Annotated in this window: 24 protein-coding genes; 20 read left to right on the top strand and 4 right to left on the bottom strand. The window is 71.0% G+C overall.

The annotated features are described in order from the left end of the window. Positions 1 to 142: 142 nt before the first annotated feature. The 9 genes from hrcA (at position 143) to OG413_RS18970 (ending at position 9,261) form a co-directional block, all read left to right on the top strand. A complete protein-coding gene (hrcA, locus tag OG413_RS18930; RefSeq protein WP_266807052.1) occupies positions 143 to 1,159 on the top strand; it encodes a heat-inducible transcriptional repressor HrcA in 1,017 nt (338 codons plus the stop codon). Next, positions 1,160 to 2,296: a molecular chaperone DnaJ gene (gene dnaJ, locus OG413_RS18935; RefSeq protein WP_266807053.1), complete on the top strand. Its 1,137-nt coding sequence runs from the start codon at positions 1,160 to 1,162 to the stop codon at positions 2,294 to 2,296. A 131-nt stretch (positions 2,297 to 2,427) separates the two neighbouring features. Then, on the top strand, positions 2,428 to 3,501 hold the full coding sequence (locus tag OG413_RS18940; protein WP_266807054.1) for a nitronate monooxygenase: 1,074 nt from the start codon (positions 2,428 to 2,430) through the stop codon (positions 3,499 to 3,501). After that, the gene (locus OG413_RS18945; RefSeq protein WP_266807056.1) at positions 3,498 to 4,244 is read left to right on the top strand and encodes a 16S rRNA (uracil(1498)-N(3))-methyltransferase; all 747 of its coding nucleotides are present in this window, start codon (positions 3,498 to 3,500) and stop codon (positions 4,242 to 4,244) included. Before OG413_RS18940 ends, OG413_RS18945 begins: the two co-directional genes overlap by 4 nt. A gap of 194 nt (positions 4,245 to 4,438) precedes the next feature. After that, positions 4,439 to 5,773 carry a 26S protease regulatory subunit gene (locus tag OG413_RS18950; protein WP_266807058.1) on the top strand — a complete coding sequence of 445 codons (1,335 nt, stop codon included), beginning with the start codon at positions 4,439 to 4,441 and terminating at the stop codon, positions 5,771 to 5,773. Then, positions 5,770 to 6,834 carry a tetratricopeptide repeat protein gene (locus tag OG413_RS18955; protein ID WP_266807059.1) on the top strand — a complete coding sequence of 355 codons (1,065 nt, stop codon included), beginning with the start codon at positions 5,770 to 5,772 and terminating at the stop codon, positions 6,832 to 6,834. The genes OG413_RS18950 and OG413_RS18955 overlap by 4 nt, the downstream gene beginning before the upstream one ends. Positions 6,835 to 6,895: 61 nt before the next feature. Continuing rightward, positions 6,896 to 7,255 carry a histidine triad nucleotide-binding protein gene (locus OG413_RS18960; RefSeq protein WP_266807061.1) on the top strand — a complete coding sequence of 120 codons (360 nt, stop codon included), beginning with the start codon at positions 6,896 to 6,898 and terminating at the stop codon, positions 7,253 to 7,255. Positions 7,256 to 7,270: 15 nt separating this feature from the next. Beyond that, positions 7,271 to 8,179: a ribonuclease Z gene (locus OG413_RS18965; protein WP_266807062.1), complete on the top strand. Its 909-nt coding sequence runs from the start codon at positions 7,271 to 7,273 to the stop codon at positions 8,177 to 8,179. Between the two features lie 89 nt (positions 8,180 to 8,268). Next, positions 8,269 to 9,261: an adenosine deaminase gene (locus OG413_RS18970; RefSeq protein ID WP_266807063.1), complete on the top strand. Its 993-nt coding sequence runs from the start codon at positions 8,269 to 8,271 to the stop codon at positions 9,259 to 9,261. Here the strand turns inward: OG413_RS18970 and OG413_RS18975 are convergent. Continuing rightward, positions 9,225 to 10,583, bottom strand: a complete 1,359-nt coding sequence (locus OG413_RS18975) for an MFS transporter (RefSeq protein ID WP_266807065.1) — start codon at positions 10,581 to 10,583, stop codon at positions 9,225 to 9,227. The two genes, OG413_RS18970 and OG413_RS18975, sit on opposite strands and share 37 nt — an antisense overlap. A 381-nt stretch (positions 10,584 to 10,964) precedes the next feature. On the opposite strand from OG413_RS18975, the gene OG413_RS18980 reads away from it, so the two are divergent. From OG413_RS18980 to OG413_RS19000, 5 genes are all read left to right on the top strand, one after another. Beyond that, positions 10,965 to 12,068: a carbohydrate kinase family protein gene (locus OG413_RS18980; RefSeq protein WP_266807067.1), complete on the top strand. Its 1,104-nt coding sequence runs from the start codon at positions 10,965 to 10,967 to the stop codon at positions 12,066 to 12,068. 137 nt (positions 12,069 to 12,205) lie between these two features. Then, the gene (locus OG413_RS18985; RefSeq protein WP_266807069.1) at positions 12,206 to 14,302 is read left to right on the top strand and encodes a PhoH family protein; all 2,097 of its coding nucleotides are present in this window, start codon (positions 12,206 to 12,208) and stop codon (positions 14,300 to 14,302) included. 12 nt (positions 14,303 to 14,314) lie between these two features. Then, on the top strand, positions 14,315 to 14,812 hold the full coding sequence (gene ybeY, locus OG413_RS18990; protein ID WP_266807071.1) for an rRNA maturation RNase YbeY: 498 nt from the start codon (positions 14,315 to 14,317) through the stop codon (positions 14,810 to 14,812). Beyond that, positions 14,809 to 16,092 carry a hemolysin family protein gene (locus tag OG413_RS18995; RefSeq protein ID WP_266807073.1) on the top strand — a complete coding sequence of 428 codons (1,284 nt, stop codon included), beginning with the start codon at positions 14,809 to 14,811 and terminating at the stop codon, positions 16,090 to 16,092. The genes ybeY and OG413_RS18995 overlap by 4 nt, the downstream gene beginning before the upstream one ends. Then, complete coding sequence (locus OG413_RS19000) at positions 16,089 to 16,442, top strand: MmcQ/YjbR family DNA-binding protein (protein WP_266807075.1); 354 nt, start codon at positions 16,089 to 16,091, stop codon at positions 16,440 to 16,442. The genes OG413_RS18995 and OG413_RS19000 overlap by 4 nt, the downstream gene beginning before the upstream one ends. A 130-nt stretch (positions 16,443 to 16,572) precedes the next feature. On the opposite strand, the gene OG413_RS19005 is transcribed toward OG413_RS19000, so the two are convergent. Then, a complete protein-coding gene (locus OG413_RS19005; protein WP_266807077.1) occupies positions 16,573 to 18,000 on the bottom strand; it encodes an MFS transporter in 1,428 nt (475 codons plus the stop codon). A gap of 101 nt (positions 18,001 to 18,101) precedes the next feature. Between OG413_RS19005 and OG413_RS19010 the strand changes: the two genes are divergently transcribed. From OG413_RS19010 to era, 5 genes are all read left to right on the top strand, one after another. Beyond that, a complete protein-coding gene (locus tag OG413_RS19010) occupies positions 18,102 to 18,998 on the top strand; it encodes a helix-turn-helix transcriptional regulator (protein WP_266807078.1) in 897 nt (298 codons plus the stop codon). A gap of 48 nt (positions 18,999 to 19,046) precedes the next feature. Further along, a complete protein-coding gene (locus OG413_RS19015) occupies positions 19,047 to 19,400 on the top strand; it encodes a cytidine deaminase (protein ID WP_266807080.1) in 354 nt (117 codons plus the stop codon). Positions 19,401 to 19,699: 299 nt separating this feature from the next. Further along, positions 19,700 to 20,749, top strand: a complete 1,050-nt coding sequence (locus tag OG413_RS19020) for a beta-xylosidase (protein ID WP_266807082.1) — start codon at positions 19,700 to 19,702, stop codon at positions 20,747 to 20,749. Between the two features lie 109 nt (positions 20,750 to 20,858). After that, a complete protein-coding gene (locus tag OG413_RS19025) occupies positions 20,859 to 21,803 on the top strand; it encodes a DUF916 domain-containing protein (RefSeq protein WP_266807084.1) in 945 nt (314 codons plus the stop codon). 61 nt (positions 21,804 to 21,864) lie between these two features. Further along, positions 21,865 to 22,839 carry a GTPase Era gene (gene era / locus OG413_RS19030; RefSeq protein WP_198953375.1) on the top strand — a complete coding sequence of 325 codons (975 nt, stop codon included), beginning with the start codon at positions 21,865 to 21,867 and terminating at the stop codon, positions 22,837 to 22,839. A 55-nt stretch (positions 22,840 to 22,894) separates the two neighbouring features. Here the strand turns inward: era and OG413_RS19035 are convergent, their stop codons facing one another. Continuing rightward, positions 22,895 to 23,161, bottom strand: a complete 267-nt coding sequence (locus OG413_RS19035) for a protealysin inhibitor emfourin (protein WP_266807086.1) — start codon at positions 23,159 to 23,161, stop codon at positions 22,895 to 22,897. A 91-nt stretch (positions 23,162 to 23,252) separates the two neighbouring features. Further along, on the bottom strand, positions 23,253 to 24,329 hold the full coding sequence (locus OG413_RS19040) for a M4 family metallopeptidase (RefSeq protein ID WP_266807088.1): 1,077 nt from the start codon (positions 24,327 to 24,329) through the stop codon (positions 23,253 to 23,255). A 294-nt stretch (positions 24,330 to 24,623) separates the two neighbouring features. Here OG413_RS19040 and leuA point away from each other — a divergent pair, with 294 nt between their 5' ends. Beyond that, a complete protein-coding gene (leuA, locus tag OG413_RS19045; RefSeq protein WP_266807090.1) occupies positions 24,624 to 26,414 on the top strand; it encodes a 2-isopropylmalate synthase in 1,791 nt (596 codons plus the stop codon). The last annotated feature ends 196 nt before the right edge of the window (positions 26,415 to 26,610 follow it).

A 26,610-nucleotide genomic window follows, 5' to 3' on the forward strand; every position in this document is an offset into this window, starting at 1 on the left:
CCTGCGCAGTCTCGCGGTAGCGTGGCCGGTCGCCCTTGCCTGGGGGGCACCCCGCCCCCGTACACTGGCCGGGGGGATTGCTGGCACTCGAACGCACAGAGTGCCAGGCAGACACCGGAGACGACAGCTGGAGGTGTGCGCGATGCTCAGCGAACGCAGACTCGAAGTGCTGCGCGCCATCGTCCAGGACTATGTCGGCACCGAGGAGCCCGTCGGCTCCAAGGCGCTCACGGAGCGGCACAAGCTCGGGGTCTCCCCGGCCACCATCCGCAACGACATGGCCGTGCTGGAGGACGAGGGCTTCATCGCCCAGCCGCACACGAGCGCGGGGCGCATCCCGACGGACAAGGGCTACCGGCTCTTCGTCGACCGGCTGGCGGGCGTCAAGCCGCTGTCCTCGCCGGAGCGCCGCGCCATTCAGAATTTCCTCGACGGCGCGGTCGACCTCGACGATGTCGTGGGCCGCACCGTACGGCTGCTCGCGCAGCTGACCCGGCAGGTCGCCGTCGTGCAGTACCCCTCGCTGACCCGCTCGACGGTGCGGCACGTGGAGCTGCTGGCGCTGGCCCCCGCCCGGCTGATGCTGGTCCTGATCACCGACACCGGCCGGGTCGAACAGCGTATGATCGACTGCCCCGCGCCGTTCGGTGAGACCTCTCTCGCCGATCTGCGGGCCCGGCTCAACAGCCGGGTCGTGGGACGCCGCTTCGCGGATGTTCCGCAACTGGTGCAGGAGCTGCCGGAATCCTTCGACAGCGAGGACCGGGGCACCGTCTCCACGGTGCTCTCCGTCCTTCTCGAAACGCTGGTCGAGGAGACGGAGGAGCGGCTGATGATCGGCGGCACCTCCAACCTCACCCGCTTCGGGCACGACTTCCCGGTGATGATCCGGCCGGTGCTGGAAGCACTGGAGGAGCAGGTCGTGCTGCTGAAGCTGCTCGGTGAGGCAACGGACTCGGGCATGACCGTACGTATCGGGCACGAGAACGCCCATGAGGGGCTCAACTCCACGTCCGTCGTCGCGGTCGGCTACGGTTCGGGCGACGAGGCAGTCGCCAAACTCGGCGTGGTCGGACCGACCCGCATGGACTACCCCGGAACGATGGGAGCGGTACGCGCAGTGGCACGTTACGTCGGACAGATCCTGGCGGATTCGTAAGTGGCCACGGACTACTACGCCGTACTAGGCGTGCGCCGCGACGCATCTCAGGACGAGATCAAGAAGGCATTCCGGCGGCTCGCCCGCGAGCTGCACCCGGATGTCAACCCGGATCCGAAGACCCAGGAGCGGTTCAAGGAGATCAACGCCGCTTACGAGGTGTTGTCGGATCCGCAGAAGAAGCAGGTCTACGACCTCGGCGGCGACCCGCTGTCCGCCTCCGGCGGAGGTGGCGCGGGCGGATTCGGACAAGGTGGCTTCGGCAACTTCTCCGACATCATGGACGCGTTCTTCGGTACGGCATCGCAGCGCGGACCCCGTTCGCGCACCCGGCGCGGCCAGGACGCGATGATCCGGCTGGAGATCGACCTCTCCGAGGCCGCCTTCGGCACCACCAAGGACATCCAGGTCGACACGGCGGTCGTCTGTACGACGTGCAGTGGCGAGGGCGCGGCCCCCGGCACCTCCGCCCAGACCTGTGACATGTGCCGCGGTCGCGGCGAGGTCTCCCAGGTCACCCGGTCCTTCCTGGGCCAGGTCATGACCTCGCGGCCCTGCCCGCAGTGCCAGGGCTTCGGTACGGTCGTGCCGACGCCCTGCCCGGAGTGCGCCGGTGACGGCCGCATCCGCTCGCGGCGCACGCTCACCGTGAAGATCCCCGCGGGCGTCGACAACGGCACCCGCATCCAGCTCGCGGGCGAGGGCGAGGTCGGCCCCGGCGGCGGACCGGCCGGCGATCTGTACGTCGAGATCCACGAGCTCTCGCACGCGGTGTTCCAGCGGCGTGGCGACGATCTGCACTGCACGGTCACCATCCCGATGACGGCCGCCTCGCTCGGCACCAAGGTGCCGCTGGAGACGCTCGACGGCCTGGAGGAGATCGATATCAGGCCGGGCACCCAGTCCGGTCAGTCGGTGCCGCTGCACGGGCGCGGGATCACGCATCTGCGCGGCGGTGGCCGGGGCGACCTGATCGTGCATGTCGAAGTACTGACCCCGTCCAAGCTGGACTCGGAGCAGGAGCGACTGCTGCGCGAGCTGGCGAAGCTGCGCGGCGAGGAACGGCCCATCGGCCAGTTTCAGCCAGGTCAGCAAGGGCTGTTCTCCCGGCTGAAGGACGCTTTCAACGGCCGCTGAACCGGTCTCGGCCTGTCACCGCACCGCCCGTCGGTCTCGTACCGGCGGGCGGTGCTGCGTACAGCGGTATACCGGTCATGCCGTCTCATGGCTGATTCGGCCCTGTGTGCCGGACATGGCACGATGCGGTCATGTCCTCCGAGTTGACCGATCTCTGCCGGTATCCGATCGTGCAGGCCCCGATGGCGGGCGGTGTCTCGTCCCCGGAGCTCGTCGGGGCCGTCGCCGACGCCGGCGGGCTCGGGTTCCTCGCCGCCGGGTACAAGACGACGGACGGCATGTACAACGAGATCAAGCAGGTGCGCAGGCTGACCGGCGGGCCGTTCGGCGTCAACCTCTTCATGCCGCAGCCCGCCCTCGCCGATCCGAGCGCCGTCGAGGTCTACTGCCATCAGCTCGCCGGTGAGGCCGTCTGGTACGAGACCCCGCTCGGCGACCCGGACACCAGCGGCGACGACGGCTACGAGGCCAAGGTCGCGATCCTCCTGGAGGACCCGGTCCCCGCGGTCTCCTTCACCTTCGGCTGCCCCACCCGCGACACACTGGACGCCTTCGCCAAGGCGGGCACGTACACCGTCGTGACGGTCACCACCGCCGAGGAGGCGCAGGGCGCCCAGCGGGCGGGCGCCGACGCCGTCTGCGTCCAGGGCGTCGAGGCGGGCGGCCACCAGTCCACGCACCGCGACGACCCGCAGGCGGACAACACCGGCATCGGGCTGCTCTCCCTCGTCGCCCAGGTCCGCGAGACGGTCCAGCTGCCCGTCATCGCGGCGGGCGGGCTGATGCGCGGCTCCCAGATCGCCGGGGTGCTCGCGGCGGGCGCGGACGCGGCCCAGCTCGGCACGGCGTTCCTGGCCTGCCCGGAGTCCGGGGCGCATCCGCTGCACAAGCAGGCCCTGACCAACCCCCTGTTCGTCCGCACGGCGCTGACCCGGGCGTTCTCCGGCCGCCCGGCCCGCGGCCTGGTCAACCGCTTCGTGACCGAGCACGGCCCGTACGCCCCCGCCGCCTACCCGCAGGTGCACTATGTGACGAGCGGGCTGCGCAAGGCGGCCGCCCGCACCGGGGACGCCCAGGGCATGGCACTGTGGGCCGGACAAGGGCACCGGATGGCACGCGAGCTGCCCGCCGGAGAGCTGATCGACCTGCTCGCCACCGAACTGGAAGCCGCCCGGGTGGCGTTGAGCGGAAGGAGTGCCCAGTGACGGCACCGGTCTTCGTCGTCGAACGGATGCCCAGCGGGCCCGAGTTCGTCCTGGACGGCCCCGAAGGGCGGCACGCCGTCTCCGTGCGGCGGCTGCACGCCGGTGAGGACGTCGTCCTGACGGACGGTCTGGGCCGGTGGGCGGAGGGCGTCGTACGGGCCGCCGAGGGCAAGGACCGGCTGGTGATCACGGACCTCACGACCGTTCACGAGGAGTCCGCACCCACCCCCCGTATCACCGTCGTCCAGGCCCTGCCCAAGGGTGACCGCGGCGAGGTCGCGGTGGAGACGATGACGGAGACGGGCATCGACGCCGTTGTCCCGTGGCAGGCCGCGCGCTGCATCACGCAGTGGAAGGGCGACCGCGGCCTCAAGTCCCTGGCGAAGTGGCGCGCTACGGCCAGGGAGGCGGGAAAGCAGTCGCGCCGGGTGCGGTTCCCCGAGATCACGGAGGCGATGACGACCAAGCAGGTCGCCGCCCTGCTGGCCGCGGCGGACTTCGCGGGCGTGCTGCACGAGGACCGGGACTGCGACAGCGAGCCGCTCGCCACCGCCGAACTCCCGGCGCGCGGCGAGATCGTGCTCGTCGTCGGCCCGGAGGGCGGCGTCTCCCCGCAGGAACTCGCCGCCTTCGCCGAGGCGGGCGCGCGGCCCTACCGGCTGGGCCGCAGCGTGCTGCGCACCTCCACGGCGGGGACGGCCGCCGCCGCCCTGCTGCTGGGGCGCACCGGACGCTGGGGCTGAGGGGCCGGAAGGGCGAAGTCCGGGTGCTTCGGGGGCTGTTGCGACCTGGACCGGCAGGTTCCGAGCCGGACCGGCATGTTCCGCCCCGTGACCGGGCGTGTCCCGAACCGGACCGGGCTGTTCCGACCCTGACCGGGCAGGCCCCGACTCCGACCGGGCGACGGACTGTCAGACCCGTTACGTAGGGTGAGGTCATGTCCAACGAGTCGCCTCTGATCATGAGCCTGCGCACCGCGGTCGACGCGGCGCCGGGCGACGTACCCCTGCGGCTGCATCTGGCCGAACTGCTGCTGGGCGAGGGGCAGTCCGAGGCCGCGGTCGCCCAGGCCGCCGTGGCGCTCCAGCACGCACCGGGGGACGAGGCGGCGCGCGGGCTGATGATGCGCGCGATGGGGATGCCGCGGCCGAAGGCGGAGGAACAGCCGCAGCCGCGGTCGGCGCCGCGGTCCGATCTCGGGACAGCGGCACCGGAACCAGCACCGGTACCGGCCCCCGCCCCGGACTTCGACTGGAAAGCCGCGGAGAACGAGATCAAGGACGCCGTTCCGCCGCGCTTCGTGACGCCGCTGCCGTTGCCGCCCGAGGCGCGGCAGCCCGGAGGCCCCCTGGAGGCGCCGCTCGCCGGGGACGGCGGCGGAGATGACGCCTCGGCCTGGGACACGGAGGCACCCACCCTGCGGCTCGACGACGTCGGCGGCATGTACGAGGTCAAGGACCGCCTCGAAGCGGCCTTCCTCGCCCCGATGCGCAACCCCGAACTGCGCAAGCTGTACGGCAAGAGCCTGCGCGGCGGCCTCCTGCTGTACGGCCCGCCCGGCTGCGGCAAGACGTTCATCGCCCGCGCCGTCGCGGGCGAACTCGGTGCCCGGTTCCTCTCCGTCTCGGTCGACGACGTCCTCGACATGTGGGTCGGCAATTCCGAACGCAACATGCACGAGGTCTTCGAGACCGCCCGCCGCCAGGCGCCCTGTGTGGTGTTCCTGGACGAACTGGACGCGCTGGGCGCCAAGCGCAGCCGTACCGCGAGCGGCGGCATGCGCAACACGGTCAACCAGCTCCTCACCGAACTCGACGGGGTCGACGGCGCCAACGAGGGCGTGTTCGTGCTCGCCGCCACCAATGTCCCCTGGGACGTGGACATCGCGCTGCGCAGGCCGGGCCGCCTCGACCGCACCCTGCTCGTCCTGCCGCCCGACGCCGCCGCACGCGAGGCGATCCTCCGCTACCACCTGCGCGAGCGGCCCATCGAATCGGTGGACCTGGGCAAACTGGCCAGGGCCACCGAGGACTTCTCCGGCGCCGACCTCGCCCATCTCTGCGAGTCCGCGTCCGAGACCGCCCTGCTCGACTCGGCCCGCACCGGCACGGTCCGGCTGATCAACATGAAGGACCTGCTGGCGGCGGCGAAGACCGTACGGCCCTCCACCGAACCGTGGTTCGCGACAGCCCGCAACGTCGCGATGTTCGCCAACGACGGTGGCAGCTACGACGACCTGCTGGCCCACCTGAAGAAGAAGCGCCGACTGTGACCACTTCGCACCCCCTCACCGAGCAGGCGTACGCCCTCCATTCGCTGGGCCGGTACGACGAGGCCAAGGCGCTGCTGGCGCGCCGGCTCGCGGAGGACCCCGACGACGGCCGGGCCTGGGTCCAGCTCGCCCGCTGCCATCTGAGCCTGCGGGAGTACGCGGAGGTCATCACCACCACCGGCGAGGCGCTGCGGGCCGATCCGGAGGACTGGGACGCGCTGATCGTGCGCACCTACGGGCTGCGCCGCACGAGCCGCCGCGACGAGGCACTGGCCGCCGCCCAGGAAGCCGTCCGGCTCGCCCCCGAGTCGTCGTCGGCGCACGTCGCGCTGTCCGAGGCGGTCATGGCCTGGCAGGAGCGCTGGCCCGAGGCGTTCGCGGTGGCCGAGCAGGCGGTCCGGCTCGGCCCCGAGTACACCGGGGCGTACTACGGACTCTGGAAGGCGTCGCTGGTGGTGGGCCGGGCCGACGCCCGCGATTTCGCGGTACGGCAGACCCTGCGGCTGGATCCGGAGGACGCGTGGGCGCTGGAGGAGTTCGCGAACGCGCAGAGCGCCGCGAAGGACGTCCGGCTTCCGGCGAAGGCGTCGGCGTACGCCGACGCGCTCACCGCGGATCCGGGCTCCGCGCTGCTGCGCGCCAAGCTGGACCTGACCGTGTTCCGGATGCTGCGCGGCACCCGCTGGCTCGCGGTGCTCAGCCTCTGTATCGCGGGCGTGTCGATTGACCTCTTCCCGGCCGAGGGCGAGGCACCCAGGGAGCTGCCCCTGTCGCTCGGCACCCGGCTGTACGCGATCGCGCTGATGGCCGTGGCCTGGGGTCTCGGCGCCCTGCTCCGCTACCGCCGGCTGCGCAACGGGATCCGGCTCACCCTCCGGTCCCTGCTGAGCCGGATGTTCTGGGCGAGACTGGTGCTCGCGCAGGCGGTGTGGGGGACGCTGCTGGCGGTCGTGATCGCCCTCGTGCCGTGGAGCGAACGCGGCATCCCTCAGGTGCTGTTCTGGACGGGCCTGATACCGGTCCTGCTGACGATCTGGTTCGACCGGCCGCGCAAGAAGTGATCCGGACCGGCCCGGATAGCATGCCCGTGTACTGATCACCGACGACCGAGGAGACCCGGCCATGGCGGGAGAGCCGCAGACCGACTGCCTGTTCTGCAAGATCGTCTCGGGAGACATCCCGGCGACCATCGTCCGCGAGAGCGAGACGACCGTCGCCTTCCGCGACATCAACCCGCAGGCCCCGACGCACGTCCTGGTCATCCCCAAGGCGCACTACCCGGACGCCGCCTCGCTCGCCGCCGCCGAACCGCAGATCGCCGCGGACATGCTGCGCGAGGCCGGTCAGGTCGCCGCCGACGAGAAGCTCGACGGGAGCGGCTACCGGCTGGTCCTCAACACCGGCTCCGGCGCCGGCCAGACCGTCTTCCACGCCCACGCCCATGTACTGGGAGGCCGCGGCCTCCAGTGGCCCCCCGGATAGCGGGCGCACCCACCCATGTCCGTACGAGAACTGGTGGTGCTCGGCACCGCCAGCCAGGTCCCCACCCGGCACCGCAACCACAACGGCTATCTCCTGCGCTGGGACGGTGAGGGCATCCTCTTCGATCCCGGCGAGGGGACCCAGCGCCAGATGCTCCGGGCCGGCGTCGCCGCGCACGACATCAACCGGATCTGCGTCACGCACTTCCACGGCGACCACTCGCTGGGCCTGGCCGGAGTGATCCAGCGGATCAACCTGGACCAGGTGCCGCACCCCGTCACCGCGCACTACCCGGCGAGCGGGCAGCACTTCTTCGAGCGGCTGCGGTACGCGACCGCCTACCGCGAGTCCGTCGAGCTGATCCAGGCGCCCATCGCCGCCGACGGGGTGCTGGCCACCACGGACACGTACACCCTCGACACCCACCGGCTCTCGCACCCCGTCGAGTCGTACGGCTACCGGCTGACCGAACCCGACACCCGGCGCATGCTGCCCGCCAAGCTCGCCGAGCACGGTATCCGGGGCCCGGACGTCGGCCGGATCCAGCGCGAGGGAGCGCTCGGCGCGATCACGCTCGACGAGGTCTCCGAGCACCGGCGCGGACAGCGGTTCGCGTTCATCATGGACACCAGGCTCTGCGACGGCGTGTACGCGCTCGCCGAGGGCTGCGACATGCTGGTCATCGAGTCGACGTTCCTCGACGAGGACGAACGGCTGGCCACCGACCACGGGCACCTGACCGCCGGACAGGCGGCCCGGGTGGCGAGGGAAGCGGGCGTACGGCACCTCGTGCTGACCCACTTCTCGCAGCGGTACAACGACCCGGGGCTCTTCGAGACCCAGGCCCGCGCCGCAGGGTTCGAGGGCGGCCTCACCGTCGCCCAGGACCTGATCCGGGTACCGCTGCCCACCAGGCACCTCTGAATCACGGCAGCACCCGAAACACCGCGGCAGCACCCGAACCACGGCAGTACCCGGAACACACCAGCACCACCATTTGTGAGCGAGACGACGTGCACCTCCCCAAGGCAGAACTCCACCTCCACATCGAAGGCACCCTCGAACCCGAGCTGGCCTTCGCGCTCGCGAGACGCAACGGGGTGAAGCTGCCGTACGCCACCACCGAGGAGCTGCGCACCGCCTACCTCTTCGACGACCTCCAGACCTTCCTCGACCTGTACTACGCGCTGATGGCGGTGCTGCGGACCGAGGACGACTTCACCGAACTCGCCGACGCCTACCTCACCCGCGCCGCCGCCCAGGGCGTACGGCACGCGGAGATCTTCTTCGACCCGCAGGCGCACACCGCGCGCGGCGTCCCGATCGGCAGCGTGATCGAGGGACTCGGCAGGGCGCTGGAGCGCAGCGAGGAGACGCACGGCATCTCCACCCAGCTGATCCTGTGCTTCCTGCGCGACCGGTCGGCCGCATCGGCGCTGGAGACCCTGGAGGCGGCGAAGCCGTATCTGCACCGGATCAGCGCCGTCGGCCTGGACTCGGCGGAGGTCGGCCACCCGCCCGCCAAGTTCCGCGAGGTGTACGAGGCGGCCGGGGCGCTCGGGCTGCGCAAGGTCGCCCACGCGGGGGAGGAGGGCCCGCCGGAGTACATCCGCGAGGCCCTGGACGTCCTGGGCGTCGAGCGCGTCGACCACGGACTGCGCTGCATGGAGGACCCCGGCCTGGTACGGCGGCTGGTCGCGGACCGGATCCCGCTCACGCTCTGCCCGCTGTCCAACGTACGGCTGCGCGCCATCGACATCCTGGAGGATCACCCCCTGCGGGAGATGATGGCCGCCGGGCTGCTCTGCACGGTGAACTCCGACGACCCCGCCTACTTCGGCGGGTACGTCGGAGACACCTTCCACGCGGTCCACGAGGCGCTCGCCCTGGACCACGAACAGCTGCGCACGCTGGCCCGCAACTCCTTCGAGGCGGCCTTCCTCGACCACGACGAGGAGCGCAGGGCGCGCTACCTCTCCGAGGTCGAGGCGTACGCGTTCGACTGACCGGACCCGTCCGCCGGACCGGCCGTCCGGAACGCGTTCCGGCCCAGGCGCCTGCGGCGCAGCGCGGGCACCGCGAGTTCCGTGACGGCCTGTTCCGGCGAACCGAGCTTGGGCACGGCGCCGGGCAGGCCACCGGTGGTCGCGGCGAGCAGCGCGGCCGGGGCACCACCGCGACGGCGGACCGAACCGGGCACCAGCGGACGGCCACCGGCGTGCAGCGCGACGGCGGTGACCGGCGCCGCCACCAGCAGCGTGACCGCTCCCAGGACCAGGCCCATCGCCCGGTAACCGGCCTGCTCGGAGAGCACACTGCCCAGGAGCGGACCGCAGGCCACCCCGACGGACGAGGCCGAACCCGCGAGGACCGCCCAGCGACCGCGTATGTCCAGCGAGGCGGCGAGGCCGATCAGATACGACAGGACCACCGGGTAGACGGTGTTCCACAGGATCTCGCCGGTCGCGAACGAACCGAGGTCCCGCGCCGAGGAACTGAGCACGATGCTCACCGCGATGATCATCGTGCCGAGACCGATCGGCACCGCCCTGCCGAGCCGCGCGCCCAGCATCCCGGCACCCATCACGCCGAGCAGCCCGGCGCCGAGCGCGGCGGCGAACACCGCGCCGATGGTGACCTCGGAGAGCCCCACCTGCACGACACCGATGCGGCTGCTCACACCCCACAGCGCGTTCTGCGCCATGGACCAGATGAGCATCCCGGCCGCCAGCACCAGACCGGAGCGGCGGTGCGGCAGCCGCCCGGAGACCTGCGCCGGGCTCTGCGCCGCCGTGGCGGTGCCGAGCCGTGCGGTGGCGGGCCAGACGAGCAGGGCGACCAGCGCGATCGACGCGAACGGCAGCCGGTGGCCGCCGCCCAGGTGCGGGATCGTCAGATAGAGGGCGCCCGCGGTCGCGGAGACGGTGAGCAGCCCGAGCGACGACGTCCGGTGCGGGTCGCGCTGGGCGGCGATCCCGGCCGCGGCGACGGCGGTCGCCGTACCGGAACCGAGGCCACCGATCATCGAGCCCAGGACCACCAGCGGAACGGACCCGGCCAGCGCGGCACAGCCGTAGCCCAGTATCGCCAGTGTCAGTCCGATACGTGCCGGTCGCCGCGCCCCCCAGCGCTCGACGCGGCCCGCCAGAGTGAAACCGGCACAGGCCGAACTCAGCAGAAGAGCACTGCCGACCAGGCCCGCCTGGGCCGCGCTGAGGCCCAGATAGAGGCTGAGCCGGCCGACGATGGTGGGGAGCAGATAGGCGGCGAGGTAACCGGCGGTGAACACGGCAACCAAGGGCCACGCGGCGCGAGGGCGCGAGGACATGGGCGTTCCTGAAGACATGCCTGAGAAGGCAGGGGGTGGCAAGGCGGGGAGGGTGAAGACAGGGGGGTGAAGACAGGGGTGGGGCAAGGGGGAAAAGCGGAAAATGAGGGGAGATGGGGCACTCGTCGGTAACAGCCCCCAACGGTGCTCGCGGGCCAATTTGTATCAAGTGCTCCCAGTCGATCGAAAGCCGCTCAAGTGTGATCTAGGTCACTTATGCGTTTATGCACTCCAGAGCCGGGTAACAGCGCATGTTTATGCAGGTCAGGTCGGTCTCAGCGGCACGGCGTGAACGCCCCCTCCGGCGACGCGAATCGGGCACACTGGCCGGATCGCGCAGGGAACGCGCGGACCAGATCCGCCACGGCCGGGGAGCGCACGGTGAGCACAGACATTCCAGGCATCGACCCGCTGCTGGCGCTGCGCGCCCCGCAGGATCCCGCGTGCGACGTCTTCCTGACCGGCACGGTCTTCCTCGACATCGTCTTCACCGGGCTGGACAGCGCCCCGGTGCGCGGCACCGAGTCCTGGGCGCGGGGCATGGGCTCCAGCCCCGGCGGCGTCGCCAACATGGCCACCGCCCTCGCCCGGCTCGGCCTGCACACCTCACTGGCCGCGGCCTTCGGCGACGACCACTACGGGGAGTACTGCTGGGACGCCCTCGAACAGGGCGAAGGCATCGACCTGTCGATGTCCCACACCGTCCCGGGCTGGCACTCGCCGGTCACGGTCTCCATGGCCTACGAGGGCGAGCGGACGATGGTCTCCCACGGCCACGAGGCGCCGGCCCCCGCCATGGCCACCGTGCCCGGCCCGACGTTCCCGCACTGCCCGCCGCGCGCACGGGCCGCCGTCGCCTCACTCGTCCCGGGCCGCAGCGAACCCTGGGTGGCCTCCGCCGCCCGGCACGGCGCCCGGATCTTCGCCGACGTCGGCTGGGACGAGACCGGCCGCTGGGACCTGGACGGGCTGCCGGACCTGGCGCACTGCGAGGCGTTCCTGCCCAACGCCGAGGAGGCGATGCGCTACACCCGCACCGACTGCCCGCGAGCCGCCGCCCACGCGCTCGCCGACCGCGTACCCCTCGCCGTGGTCACCCTGGGCGCGGAAGGCGCGTACGCGGCCGACGGGCGGACCGGCGCCACGGCCGAGGTGCCCGCCATCGCCGTGGCGGCACTCGATCCGACCGGGGCCGGTGATGTCTTCGTCGCCGGGTTCGTCACCGGGACCCTCGCCAACTGGCCGCTGTCCGACCGGCTGGCCTTCGCCGGGCTGACCGCGGCCCTCTCGGTGCAGGAGTTCGGCGGCTCGCTGTCCGCGCCCGGCTGGGCGGAGATCGCCGCCTGGTGGCAGCAGGTGCGCACCTGCGCCGATCAGGATCCGGCCGCGCTGGAGCGGTACGCGTTCCTCCAGGAACTGCTGCCCGCCGCCGCCCGCCCATGGCCGCTGCGCCGCGCGGTGCCGACGATCGGCTTCCGTCAGTGAGCCGGTGAACCGGTGAACACGTGCCCGGTAAAACCTCTCGGTGTTGTCGGTGGTGAGTCGTAGGCTTGGTAATCCAGAGGTTGTCGAGCAGCGAGAACCCTGCAACGGGAGGTATGCGCAGGCCCGAGGGCCGGCCCATGACTCAGACACCCACACAGCCGCAGGCGCGTGCCCAGATCAGGATTCCGGCCGCACACCCCATGGTGATGCTCCTGGGATCGGGCGACTCGCTGCTGCGCGTGATCGAAACGGCTTTCCCGGCGGCCGACATCCATGTCCGGGGCAACGAGATCAGTGCCACGGGCGAGGCAGCCGATGTCGCCCTGATCCAGCGCTTGTTCGACGAGATGATGCTGGTGCTCCGCACCGGGCAGCCGATGACGGAGGACGCAGTGGAACGGTCGATCGCCATGCTCCGGGCGAGCGGCAACGGGCAGGGGGACCCGCACGGCGAGACACCCGCCGAGGTGCTCACACAGAACATCCTCTCCAGCCGCGGCCGCACCATCCGCCCCAAGACCCTCAACCAGAAGCGGTACGTCGACGCGATCGACAAGCACACGATCGTCTTCGGCATCGGACCCGCCGGTACGGGCAAGACCTACCTCGCCATGGCGAAGGCGGTCCAGGCCCTCCAGTCCAAGCAGGTCAGCCGGATCATCCTGACCCGGCCCGCCGTCGAGGCGGGGGAGCGGCTCGGCTTCCTGCCGGGCACGCTCTTCGACAAGATCGACCCGTATCTGCGCCCGCTCTACGACGCCCTGCACGACATGCTCGACCCCGACTCGATCCCGCGGCTGATGGCGGCGGGCACGATCGAGGTGGCGCCGCTGGCTTATATGCGTGGCCGGGCGCAACCGGTCTTCACGAACGTCCTGACGCCGGACGGCTGGTGCCCCATCGGCGATCTCCGGGTCGGTGACCTCGTCATCGGGTCGAACGGCGAGCCGACCCCGGTGCTGGGCGTCTACCCGCAGGGCGAGAAGGACATCTACCGCGTCAGCGCACAGGACGGCTCCTGGACGCTGTGCTGCGGCGAGCACCTGTGGACCGTTCGCACGGCCTCCGACCGCCGCCGTGACAAGCCGTGGCGGGTCCTGGAGACCCAGGAGATGATCGGCGACCTCCGCGCGGGGCACGCCCGCCGTTACGAGCTGCCGATGCTGACCGCGCCGGTGAGCCATCCCGAGCGTGACGTTCCCATGGACCCGTACGCGCTGGGGCTCCTGCTCGGCGACCGATGCCTCACCGGCTCCACCACGCCGTCGTACGCCACGGCCGACCCGGAGCTGGCCGAGGCACTGGAGGGAGCCCTCATGGGCGTCACCCTGCGGCACCGGGGCGGGCAGGACTACGTACTGAACCGGATCAAGGCGCCGGGCGACGTGGTCACCCTGGAGAACCCGGTCACCGGCATTCTGCGTCGGCTGGACCTGCTGGGGACCCGGTCGCACTCCAAGTTCGTCCCGGACGACTATCTCCTCAACTCCGCCGAAGTACGCCTCGGAGTGCTGCAGGGGCTCCTCGACTCCGACGGCGGTCCGGTCACGCAGGCGGACCGCGCCTGCCGTATCCAGTACTCGACGTCGTCGATCGCCCTGCGGGACGATGTGATCGCCCTCGTGCGGTCGCTGGGAGGCGTCGCGTACACGCGCCGCCGCGCCGCCGAAGGGCGGGCACCCGGCTTCGCCCAGGGGCGGGAGGTGCACCACCGTTACGACGCCCACGTCATCGATATCCGTCTTCCCGAGGGCATCGAGCCCTTCCGTCTCGCCCGCAAGGCGGACACGTACCACGCTGCCGGGGGCGGCGGACGTCCCATGCGCTTCATCGACAGCATCGAGCCGACGGGCCGTGAGGAGGCCGTTTGCATTCAGGTGGCGGCCGAGGATTCGCTCTACGTCACCCAGGACTATCTGCTGACGCACAACACCCTGAATGACGCCTTCATCATTCTCGACGAGGCGCAGAACACCAGCGCCGAGCAGATGAAGATGTTCCTCACCCGGCTCGGTTTCGACTCGAAGATCGTCGTCACCGGTGACGTCACCCAGGTCGACCTGCCGAGCGGCACGAAGAGTGGTCTGCGGCAGGTCCAGGAGATCCTGGAGGGTGTCCAGGACGTGCACTTCTCCCGGCTCACCTCCCAGGATGTCGTCCGGCACAAGCTGGTCGGCCGTATCGTCGACGCGTACGAGAAGTACGACAGCCGAGACAGCCACAACGGGAAGTAGTCGCAGCGCACCATGTCGATCGACGTCAACAACGAGTCCGGAACCGAGGTCGACGAGCAGGCGATCCTCGACATCGCCCGCTACGCGCTCGCCCGGATGCGGATCCACCCGCTGTCCGAACTCTCGGTGATCGTGGTGGACACCGACGCCATGGAGCAGCTCCACATCCAGTGGATGGACCTCCCCGGTCCGACGGATGTCATGTCCTTCCCGATGGACGAACTGCGTCCGCCCTCCAAGGACGAGGAGGAGCCCCCGCAGGGGCTCCTCGGTGACATCGTGCTCTGCCCGGAGGTCGCGAAGAAGCAGGGTGAAGAGGCGGAGACCCAGCACTCCATGGACGAGGAGCTTCAGCTCCTCACCGTCCATGGAGTGCTGCATCTGCTGGGCTACGACCACGAGGAGCCGGACGAGAAGGCCGAGATGTTCGGCCTTCAGGCGGCCATCGTCGACGGCTGGCGCGGCGAGCACGGACTCACCGGCGCGTCGCCCGCCCCCACCGTCTCGTGAGCCTCCCGCTCATCACCGGTGCCGTCCTGCTGGTCGTCGTCGGCTGGCTGGCGGCCTGCGCGGAGACGGGCATCGCCCGCACGTCGAGCTTCCGGGCGGCGGAGGCGGTACGGGCGGGGCGGCGCGGCAGCGCGAAGCTGGCGCAGATCGCGGCCGACCCGACCCGCTACCTCAATGTCGCCCTGCTGGTGCGGGTCGCCTGCGAGATGTCCGCCGGGGTACTCGTCACGTACGCCTGCCTGAAGGAGTTCCCCGAGACCTGGGAGGCCCTGGCCGTCGCCATGGGGGTGATGGTCCTCGTCAGCTATGTCGCCATCGGCGTCTCCCCGCGCACCATCGGCCGCCAGCACCCGCTGAACACCGCGACGGCGGCGGCGTACGTCCTGCTGCCGCTGGCCAGGATCATGGGCCCGATCCCCCAGCTGCTGATCCTCCTCGGCAACGCGCTGACGCCCGGCAAGGGGTTCCGCAAGGGCCCGTTCGCCAGCGAGGCGGAGCTGCGGGCGATGGTCGACCTCGCGGAGGCGGAGTCGCTGATCGAGGACGACGAGCGCCGCATGGTGCACTCGGTCTTCGAGCTGGGTGACACGCTCGTACGCGAAGTGATGGTGCCGCGCACCGACCTGGTCTGCATCGAGCGCTACAAGACGATCCGTCAGGCCCTGACGCTCGCCCTGCGCTCCGGTTTCTCGCGGATCCCGGTCACCGGGGAGAACGAGGACGACATAGTCGGCATCGTCTATCTCAAGGACCTGGTCCGCAAGACGCACATCAACCGGGAGTCGGAGGCCGATCTGGTCTCCACGGCGATGCGGCCCGCGGCGTTCGTGCCGGACACGAAGAACGCCGGGGACCTGCTGCGGGAGATGCAGCAGGACCGCAGCCATGTCGCGGTCGTCATCGACGAGTACGGCGGCACGGCGGGCATCGTCACGATCGAGGACATCCTGGAGGAGATCGTCGGCGAGATCACCGACGAGTACGACCGCGAACTCCCGCCGGTCCAGGAGCTGGAGAACGGCTGCTACCGGGTGACCGCACGCCTCGACATCGGCGACCTCGGCGAGCTGTTCGGGATCGACGAGTACGACGACGAGGACGTGGAGACGGTCGGCGGACTTCTCGCGAAGGCGCTCGGCCGGGTCCCGATCGCCGGTGCCTCCGCGGTGGTCGACCTGCCCGACAGCAGGAAGCTCAGGCTGACCGCGGAGTCCCCGGCGGGCCGCCGGAACAAGATCGTCACGGTGCTGGTGGAGCCGGAAGGGGCACAAGCGGAATGACACCGGAGCGGCTGAGGGCGTTCTGCCTGGAGTTCAACGCGAGCGTGGAGGAGTTCCCGTTCGGTCCGGAGACCTCGGTCTTCAAGGTGCTCGGCAAGATGTTCGCGCTCAGCGCGCTGGACGCACGGCCGCTGACGGTCAATCTGAAGTGCGACCCGGACGAGGCGGTACGGCTCCGGGAGGAGCACGCCGCGATCATCCCCGGCTGGCACATGAACAAGCGCCACTGGAACACGGTGACGGTCTCCGGGGTGCCGGACCGGAAGCTGCGCGAGCTGATCGAGGACTCGTACGACCTGGTGGTGGCGGGCCTGCCGAAAGCGGAACGCCTGCGGCTGGACCGGTCATAGCCCGTCAGCCGCAGCCCGCAGCCCGTACGGCCCTTGAACGGCCGTAGCGCGCCTCACCCACGGTCCTTGAACGGCCCTACGGGCCCGCTCCACGGCGTGACCGGTCGTGGAGCGGGCCCGTAACGCCGGTTCATCCGCGGCGCAGCCCCGCCGCCACCGCCGCACCGGCCACCAGCAGGATCGCCGCGGCCACCGCCACCACCGTCCGTACGCCGTCGAACAGCACGTCCTGCGTCGTCGCCAGCACCCCCAGCAGCGGGATGCCGATGGTGATGCCGACCTGCTGGGTCGTGGTGACCAGCCCCGTCGCCAGGCCCTGCTCCTCGTCCGGGACGCCCGACGTCACCACCAGGCCGTACGAGATGATCGCGCCCAGGTGGCACATGCTCGCCAGCGAGACGGCCACGGTCGCCGTCAGAACGCCCGAGTCCTCGCCGAGTCCCAGCAGCGCGCCGATGAACACGCCCTGGCCGAGCAGCGACAGCGCCAGCGTCCGGCGGGCGCCGATGCGGCCGATGAGCTTCGGGGCGTACGTCCCCGCCACCACCGAGAACACTCCCTGCACCCCGAAGACCAGCCCCGTGCCGAGGGCGGACAGGTCCAGGACCTCCTGGAGGTACAGGGTCAGGACGAACACGACGGTGCTCATCATCGAGAAGGTGATCAGACCGCCCAGATTCCCGAAGGCCACCGTCCGCCGCCTCAGCATCGGGAGCGAGACCAGCGGTGCCGCCGAGCGGGACTCCACGACCACGAAGGCGATCAGCAGGGCCACGCCCAGCACCAGTGTGATCAGGACGTCCGCGCCGCCGAACCCGCGCTCGGCCGCCGTCGACAGGGAGTAGATCAGGGCCAGCAGACCACCGGTCACACTCACCGCGCCCGGCACGTCGAGCTTCGGCCGGTCCGTCGTACGCGACTCGCCGAGCACCTTGGGAGCCAGCACCAGCACCACGGCGGCGGCGATGCTCAGCAGCCCCATCGTGGAACGCCAGCCCAGCGTGTCGGTCAGTACGCCGCCCGCCACCATGCCCACCGTGAAGCCGAGCGAGAGCAGGGTCCCGCTGATCCCCAGCGCCCGGTCCCGCAGCGGGCCCTCCGGGAACGTGGTGGTGAGCAGCGACATCCCGGTCGGCACGATCACGGCCGCGCCGAGCCCCTGCAACGCCCGCCCGGCCAGGAACGAGGCCGGGTCCCAGGCCAGTGTCGCCAGCAGCGAGGAAGCCCCGAACACGACGAGCCCGGCGAGAAACAGCCTGCGCCTGCCGTACAGATCGGCGATCCGGCCGAACAGCAGCAGGAATCCGCCGGACGGCAGGGCGAAGGCGGTGACCGCCCATTGCAGCCCGGACGTGCTCAGGCCCAGGTCCTTGCCGAGTACCGGCAGCGCCACATTCAGTACGGAGAAGTCGAGCGCCACCATGAACTGGGCGGCGCACAGCACGAAGAGGACCAGCCGGGCCCGGCCGGAGAGCCGTTCCGGGGCGTCGGCCGGTGCCGAGGTGCGGGGGGCCGGGGAAGCATGGGAGGCCGGGGAAGGGGGAGTGTCGATCGCCATGGCCCCCACCCTGCGGCGACAGGAATATCCGTGGGGAGCGGGAACTTATCCTGTTGCTCGCACCACCAGGCAGGAGCGCGCACGGACACCAGGGGGAGTACGTGGCCACACCGGCCCAGCACGCGACGGACGGCGTCAAGGCGCACCGGCTCGCCGAACTGCGCGAGTTCCTGATGAGCCGACGGGCCCGGGTCACCCCGGCCGAGGCGGGTCTGCCCGACGGCGGCGCCCGTCGCCGCACCCCCGGGCTGCGCCGCGAGGAGGTCGCCGTCCTCGCCGGGGTGGGCGTCTCCTGGTACCAGTGGCTGGAGCAGGGCCGCGACATCACCGTCTCCCCGCAGGTCCTGGACGCGGTCGCCCGGGTGCTGCGGCTCAGCAGCGCCGAACGCCGCCACCTCTACGCCCTGGCCGGGCTGAACCCGCCCCCGGCCGAGGTCGACCCGGCCCACGCGGACATGTGCGAGGGGCTGACCCGGCTGATAGACGCCTGGATGCCGTTCCCGGCCCACATCATGGACCGCTACTGGAACACCGTGCTGTACAACGACGCGGCCTCGATGGTGCTGGGCATGCGCCCCGGCATCGTGCAGAACTGCCTGATCGCCTTCTTCACCGATCCGGTCTACCGCTCCCGGTCCGGGACCCGCTGGTCCGCGCTCGCCCCGCAGGTCGTGGCGCAGTTCCGGGCCGCCTGCTCGGAGTGCCCGGACGACGAGGGCTTCCGGGCCGTCATCGACGAGGCGAAGGGGGCGAGCGCCGAGTTCGCCGAACTGTGGCAGCGGCGCGACGTCGCCCCGGGAGGCCAGGTCCGCAAGGAGCTGCACCACCCGGTGGTGGGCACCCTGTCCGTGGAGTCCACCCAGCTCCGGGTGCCTGCCCGGCCCGACCTGGCGATCGTGCTGCACACACCGCTGCCGGACACCGGCACGGAGAGCAAGCTCCAGTGGCTGGCCTCACCGGAGGGCCGGCGCGGTTCGATGTACCCGGTGCCGGGGTGAGGCACCCCGTCGCCGCGTACGGGTCCGATCGCTTCGTATGCTCGTGCCATGACTGAGACCACCGACCTCGCCCCCGAGGACCGCAAGATCGTCACGCTGGCACGCAGCGCCCGCGCCCGCAACGGGGTACCGGAGGGCGCGGCCGTACGGGACGAGACGGGGCGTACGTATGTCGCGGGCACGGTGGCGCTGGAGTCGCTGAAGCTGAGTGCCCTGCAGACCGCCGTCGCGATGGCGGTGGCCAGCGGTGCCACCTCGCTGGAGGCCGCCGCGGTCGTCTCCGCGGCCGAGACCCCTTCGGACGCGGACCGGGCGGCGGTACGGGACCTGGGCGGGCCGGACACCCCGGTGCTGCTCGCCGGGCCCGACGGCACCGTACGGGTCAGGGTGACGGCGGGCTGATACCCGGCACCGGCGCCCGCGACGCACGCCCGTCGGCTCCGCCCAAGCCCCGTACGACGCGCCGCACCGCCCTTCCGCGACGCGCCGCACCGCCTTCACCGACGCCCCGCACCTCCATGGTGCGGGGCGTCCGGCGTGGTGGCGGCACGGGATCATGACAGCGCCTGATGGGCCATCAGTCACCGCGATTCGTCTCCCTTGACTTCTTCCGGGCCGAGGCCGTCAATGGCCCCCCGTCGGCGCAGAGGAGCCGCTGTGCCGCCATCCCGCAGGAGGGGCACCCGTTCATGCGAGCAACCATGCGAAGATCCCCCGGCCCGTGGCACCGCCGGGCCGCCGCGATGGGCGTCACCGCACTCGTCGTCGCCGGTTCGGGAGTGCTCGGCGGCGGTCCGGCCCTGGCCAGGGCGACGGACTCCGTCGCGGTGGACTTCCCCACCCACTGCGTCCCGCCGCCCATCGCCGGAATCCCGCCCATCGACGGTCCCACCACCGCCGAGATCACCGTCGACAACGCGGCCCCGAAGGTAGGCGACACCGTCACGGTGACGTACACCGTGATCGAGCCCGCCGCGAGCAACCCCGTCGATCTGGCGCTGCCCGCCGACATCATGACGCCGACCGGGAAGGTCGCCGTGGCCGGTGCCCAGTCCGCCGAGGTCACGGTCGCCGGTCCGAGGAAGAACGAGCCGGTCCCCGGCAAGGGCGCGTTCCCGTCGTTCTCGATGACGGGCACGTTCACGGTCACCGCGCCCGGCGAGATCACCCTGTCGCCCGGCGACTACAACATCCACACCAGCTACCTCATGGAGCTGGACACCCCGTGCACGGTGACGGACCCCCCCGCCCCCGTCGCACGGACGATCGTCGCGACGGACGGCGGCGGCCAGACCCCCGACGGCAGCCAGCGGCTCACCGCGTCCGTACGGGCGGGCACGCTCTCCATGGTCCAGGACGGGGACGCCGTCGAGATGTCGGCGGTCGACTTCGGCAGGGGCGGCGCCTCCCGCGGCTCCCTGCGGACGGTGACGGTCGAGGACTACCGCGGTGGTCCGGCGGGCTGGTCCCTCACCGGCAGGGTCACCGACTTCCAGGGACCCGGCGACGCGAGGATCGGCGCGGGCGCGCTGCGCTGGACCCCGGTCTGCGCGACGAAGCCCGGCAGCCCGAGCACGTGCGCGGCCGGTTCCGCGGGCGGGGTCGGCAGTGCGGGCGCCACCCTGGCCTCCACCCCCGACGGCGCGTCCACCGGCGGTGAGTTCCGCGTCGACGCCCGGCTCGCGCTGGACGTACCGGCGTACACCGCCACCGGCGCGTACTCCGGAGTGCTGACGCTCACGCTCACCTGACGGCGCGGCCCTGATCCGCCCGCGGGCCGGGCGCGCACCCGGCGCGCACCCTGCCCGCCCGCCCGCTCCGTCCGGACAAGCTCCGCAAGCTCCCTGGGGGTCCCGCACCGTGCGCAAGCTCTCCGTACTCCTCCTGACCGGCGCCCTGCTGCTGATCGCGCCGCCCGCCGCCCACGCCGCCGACAACGGCAGCTGGTCCGTCTACCCGGCCGCCGCCCGGTCCGCCGCGCGGCCGTACTTCTACCTCTCCGCCGACCCCGGCGCCACGCTCACCGACCGGGTCACCGTCACCAACAAGACCGCCCGGCCGCTCACCTTCCGGCTGTACGCGGCCGACGCGTACAACACCGCGCGCGACGGCGGGTTCGCGGTCCGCGCGCAGGACGAGAAGCAGCGCTCCATCGGCGCCTGGGCGCGAACCGGCCGCGACCGGGTCACCGTGAAGGCGCGCGGCTCGGTCACGGTCCCGGTCACCATCACCGTCCCCGAGGACGCCGAACCCGGTGACCACCCGGGCGCCCTCATCGCCCTCGACGAACGCGTCGAGGACGCGGAACAGGGCGCCGTCGCCCTCGGCGTCCGCAAGGCCGTCGGCGCCCGGATCTATCTGCGGGTGAACGGGCCCACCATGCCCGCGCTCTCCGTCGACGACATCCGTGTCGAGCACAGCCGCCCCCTGGTCCCCGGCACCGGGAAGAGCCGGGCCGTCATCTCGTACACCCTGCGCAACCGCGGCAACGTCACGCTCAACCCCGAGGTCGCCCTCCGGGCCGAGGGCCTCTTCGGCCGCACCCTGCTCGCCCGCGACCTCAAGAAGATCCCCTCCGAGCTGCTGCCCCGCCAGCAGGTGCGGCTGACGGAAACCTGGGCCGGAGCGCCCCAGCTGGAATGGGGCGAGATCCGTCTCACCGCCACGGCCCGGGACACCCGCGAGTCCGCGACCGCCTCGTACATCGCGCTGCCCTGGCTGGTCGCGGCGGCTTTGGGGGTGATCGTCGCGACGGGTACGGGGCTGTGGATACGGGCCCGCCGGAGCCGTGCGCGCACCTCCTGAGGCGTCCGCGACAAGCCCCGGTGCGGGCCGCTGTGCGGCGCAGCCGCCGGGATCGGGGAGAATGGTCGCCATGAGCGCTCGACCGAACCCAGAAGCTGCTGCGCAGCAGGCGGAGAACAACGCCCCCCACCGGGCCGGCTTCGCCTGCTTCGTGGGCCGCCCCAACGCGGGCAAGTCCACCCTCACGAACGCTCTGGTCGGTCAGAAGGTGGCGATCACCTCCAACCGCCCCCAGACCACCCGGCACACGGTGCGCGGCATCGTGCACCGCGACGACGCCCAGCTGATCCTGGTCGACACCCCCGGCCTCCACAAGCCGCGCACGCTGCTCGGTGAGCGGCTGAACGATGTCGTGCGGACCACCTGGGCGGAGGTCGACGTCATCGGTTTCTGCCTGCCCGCCGACCAGAAGCTCGGCCCCGGCGACAAGTTCATCATCAAGGAACTCGCGGGGATCAAGAAGACCCCGAAGATCGCGATCATCACCAAGACCGACCTGGTCGACTCCAAGGCGCTCGCCGAGCAGCTGCTCGCCGTCTCCCGCCTCGGTGAGGAGCTCGGCTTCGAGTGGGCCGAGATCGTCCCGGTCTCCGCGGTCAAGGACCAGCAGGTCAGCCTGCTCGCCGACCTGATCGCCCCGCTCCTGCCGGAGAGCCCTCCGCTCTACCCCGAGGGCGATCTCACCGACGAGCCCGAGATGGTCATGGTCGCGGAGCTGATCCGTGAGGCCGCGCTGGAAGGCGTACGCGACGAGCTGCCGCACTCCATCGCGGTCGTCGTCGAGGAGATGCTGCCGCGCGAGGACCGCCCGGCGGACAAGCCGTTGCTGGACATCCACGCGAACGTCTACATCGAGCGCCCCAGCCAGAAGGGCATCATCATCGGCCCGAAGGGCAAGCGGCTGAAGGAGGTCGGCACCAAGTCGCGCAAGCACATCGAGGCGCTGCTCGGTACGCCGGTCTTCCTGGACCTGCATGTGAAGGTCGCCAAGGACTGGCAGCGCGATCCCAAGCAGCTGCGGAAGCTCGGATTCTGACCGCTGCGGGAACGGCCCGTCCGGCCGTTCCCGCAACAACCTCACAGGGCCGATCTCACGCACCCTCCTTGAGGATGCGTGAGATCAGCGTGCGCTGCGCCCCGGTCAGATCGGGGTCAGCGCAGTACACGGTCCGGTCGCCGATCGTGAGGCGGTACCGGAACCCGTCCGGCACCCCGGCCGGCGGGCTGTCCCGGCCGGCCGTGAGTGCCTCCTTCGCGAGGGTCTCCCACTCGGCCGTGTCCGGCCGCCCCGAGGTGTCCACCTCACGGTGGCGTGCGATGCCCGCGAAACCGCCGGTCCGACTCACCTGAATACGCATGGGTCCTGTCTAGCCGGGGTGGGGAAGGGACTCAAGCGGTCGAGTCCTGATGGGGGCGGGACTTCAGCCGTCGAGTCCCGACGGGCGGGACTCAAGCGGTCGGTACACCCACCTCCGACCATGCCTTCAGGACCGCCTCGCGCTCGTCGCCCTCCCCGAAGCGTTCGCGCGCGGCGGCCACGGTCAGCCGGGCGAATTCGGCGAAGTCCGCGTTCGCCGTCAGCTCACCGCCGGTCAGCACGTCGAACCAGATCTGGCCCGCCCGCTCCCACGCGCTGCCGCCGAGCGCGGTGGCCAGCAGGTAGAAGGCGCGGTTGGGGATGCCGGAGTTGAGGTGCACCCCGCCGTTGTCCTCGTCCGTCTCGATGTAGTCGTCCATCGACGCGGGCTGCGGGTCCTTGCCGAGCGCGTCGTCGTCGTACGCCGTGCCCGGAGCCTTCATCGAGCGCAGCGCCACCCCGTTGACCCGGGGCGCGAGGAGTCCCGCGCCGATCAGCCAGTCGGCCTGCTCGGCTGTCTGGCCCAGGGAGTACTGCTTGACCAGTGAGCCGAAGACGTCGGAGACCGACTCGTTGAGCGCACCGGCCTGGCCCTCGTACGTCAGATTGGCCGTGTACTGGGTCAGCCCGTGGGCCAGCTCGTGGGCGATCACGTCCACGGCGACGGTGAAGTCCAGGAAGATCACCCCGTCACCGTCCCCGAAGACCATCTGCTCGCCGTCGAAGAACGCGTTGTTGTACTTCTTGTCGTAGTGCACGGAGCCGATCAGCGGCAGACCCTTGCCGTCGATCGAGCTGCGCCCGTACGCCGTGAGCAGCAGTTCGAACGTGGCGCCGAGGCCCGCGTACGCGCGGTTGACGCTGGCGTCCCCGGTGGGCTCCTCGCCCTCGGCGCGGACCCGGTGGCCCGGCAGGTTCGTGCCGTGGCGGCAGTCGTACAGGGTGCGGTGCGGCTTGGTGGGCACGGCGCCCGCGGTGGGCGGGGCGGCGGGGGAGCCGGCCAGGGCGGTCATCCGGCGCCGGGTGCGCCGGGTGCCGTCGGCGGCCAGGGTGCGGCGCGCCGGATCGGCGAGGAGCGGGTCGTCGGACTGCGACAGCTTGTCGAGGAGATGGGGCGGCACGATGGTGCAGAAGACGGGGCGGAACCCGTCGTCGGTTCGGGGCTGCATACATCGACTGTGGCACTCCGTCATCGTGCTGTCACTGGTTGCGACGATGATTGACGAAATGGAGTGATGAGTCACTGTTTACCCTTCATGGATGTCCGGTCCCGCATACTGATACGGGCCGACGCCCCGGGTGTCTCTCGGTTACTCTCGTCGCATCATGCGTTTCGGGCTGCTTCTCCTTAGCTGCCGCGGCGAGGGCCTGTAGTCGTAGGCCGACCCCCTCCCCGCGGAGTCTGGTGCTGCAGCGACACAGTCGGCCGTTCCCCTTGCCGGACCCCCGAGGAGCCCTACGCCATGACTGCCACGAACATTTCCGGTCCTTCTGATTCCGGTGATTCCGTCGGCCGCCCCACGCCGGTCACCAACGCGACGCAGCTGCAGAAGCCGTCCGGGATGCCGGTCCACAAGTACCGCGGTTACGACGCCGTGGACATCCCCGACCGCACCTGGCCCGACAGCCGGATCACCGTGGCGCCCCGCTGGCTGTCCACCGATCTGCGCGACGGCAACCAGGCGCTGATCGACCCGATGTCCCCGGCCCGCAAGCGCGAGATGTTCGATCTGCTCGTGAGCATGGGCTACAAGGAGATCGAGGTCGGCTTCCCGTCCTCCGGCGAGACCGACTTCGCGTTCGTGCGCTCCATCATCGAAGAAGGCGCGATCCCCGAGGACGTGACGATCTCCGTCCTGACGCAGGCCCGCGAAGAGCTGATCGAGCGGACCGTCGAGTCACTGGTCGGTGCCCGTCGCGCCACCGTCCACCTGTACAACGCCACCGCCCCCACCTTCCGCCGCGTGGTCTTCCGCGGCACGAAGGAGCAGGTCAAGCAGATCGCCGTGGACGGCACCCGGCTGGTCATGGAGTACGCCGAGAAGATCCTGGGCCCGGAGACGGTCTTCGGCTACCAGTACAGCCCGGAGATCTTCACCGACACCGAGCTGGACTTCGCCCTGGAGGTCTGCGAGGCCGTCTGCGACGTCTGGCAGCCCGAGGAGGGCCGCGAGATCATCCTGAACCTGCCCGCCACCGTGGAGCGTTCGACGCCGTCCACGCACGCGGACCGGTTCGAGTGGATGTCGCGCAATCTGTCCCGCCGCGAGTTCGTCTGCCTGTCGGTCCACCCGCACAACGACCGCGGCACCGCCGTCGCCGCCGCCGAGCTGGCCATCATGGCCGGTGCGGACCGGATCGAGGGCTGCCTGTTCGGCCAGGGCGAGCGCACCGGCAACGTCGACCTGGTCACCCTGGGCATGAACCTGTTCTCGCAGGGCGTCGACCCGCAGATCGACTTCTCGCAGATCGACGAGATCCGCCGCACCAGCGAGTACTGCAACCAGATGGAGGTCCACCCGCGCCACCCCTACGCGGGCGACCTGGTCTACACCGCCTTCTCCGGCTCCCACCAGGACGCCATCAAGAAGGGCTTCGATGCCATGGAGGCCGACGCGGCCGCCCGGGGCACGACCGTCGACGACATCGAGTGGGCGGTGCCGTACCTGCCGATCGACCCGAAGGACGTCGGCCGCTCCTACGAGGCCGTCATCCGGGTCAACTCGCAGTCCGGCAAGGGCGGAATCGCCTACGTCCTGAAGAACGACCACAAGCTGGACCTGCCGCGCCGGATGCAGATCGAGTTCTCCCGGATCATTCAGGCCAAGACCGACGCCGAGGGCGGCGAGGTCACCCCGGCCCAGATCTGGTCCACCTTCCAGGACGAGTACCTGCCGAACCCGCGGAACGCCTGGGGGCGCGTACAGATCCGCTCCGGTCAGACCACGACCGACACCGACGGCAAGGACACCCTGACCGTCGAGGCCACCGTCGACGGCACGGACACCGTACTGACCGGTACCGGCAACGGCCCGATCTCCGCGTTCTTCGAAGCGCTGCAGGCCATCGGCATCGACGCCCGCCTGCTGGACTACACCGAGCACACGATGAGCGAGGGTGCCAGCGCCCAGGCCGCCTCGTACATCGAGTGCGCGATCGACGGCAAGGTGCTGTGGGGCATCGGCATCGACGCCAACACCACGCGCGCCTCGCTCAAGGCGGTCGTCTCCGCGGTCAACCGCGCGACCCGCTGACGCCGCGGCCGGACCCCTTCGTACGGGAGTCCGGTTGACCCCGGAACGATACGGTCCGAGAACCCCGTCCACCCGCTCGCGGTGGGCGGGGTTCGGCCATATCCGGGGGTTGTGACCTCCGGGATACTGACGCCGCCTCACGCATGTGGCTAACATCACGTCCAACACGCGGCAATGTTGCCGGAGCGTTACGGAG

The organism is Streptomyces sp. NBC_01433 (genome assembly GCF_026340105.1).
Taxonomy (GTDB): Bacteria; Actinomycetota; Actinomycetes; order Streptomycetales; family Streptomycetaceae; genus Streptomyces.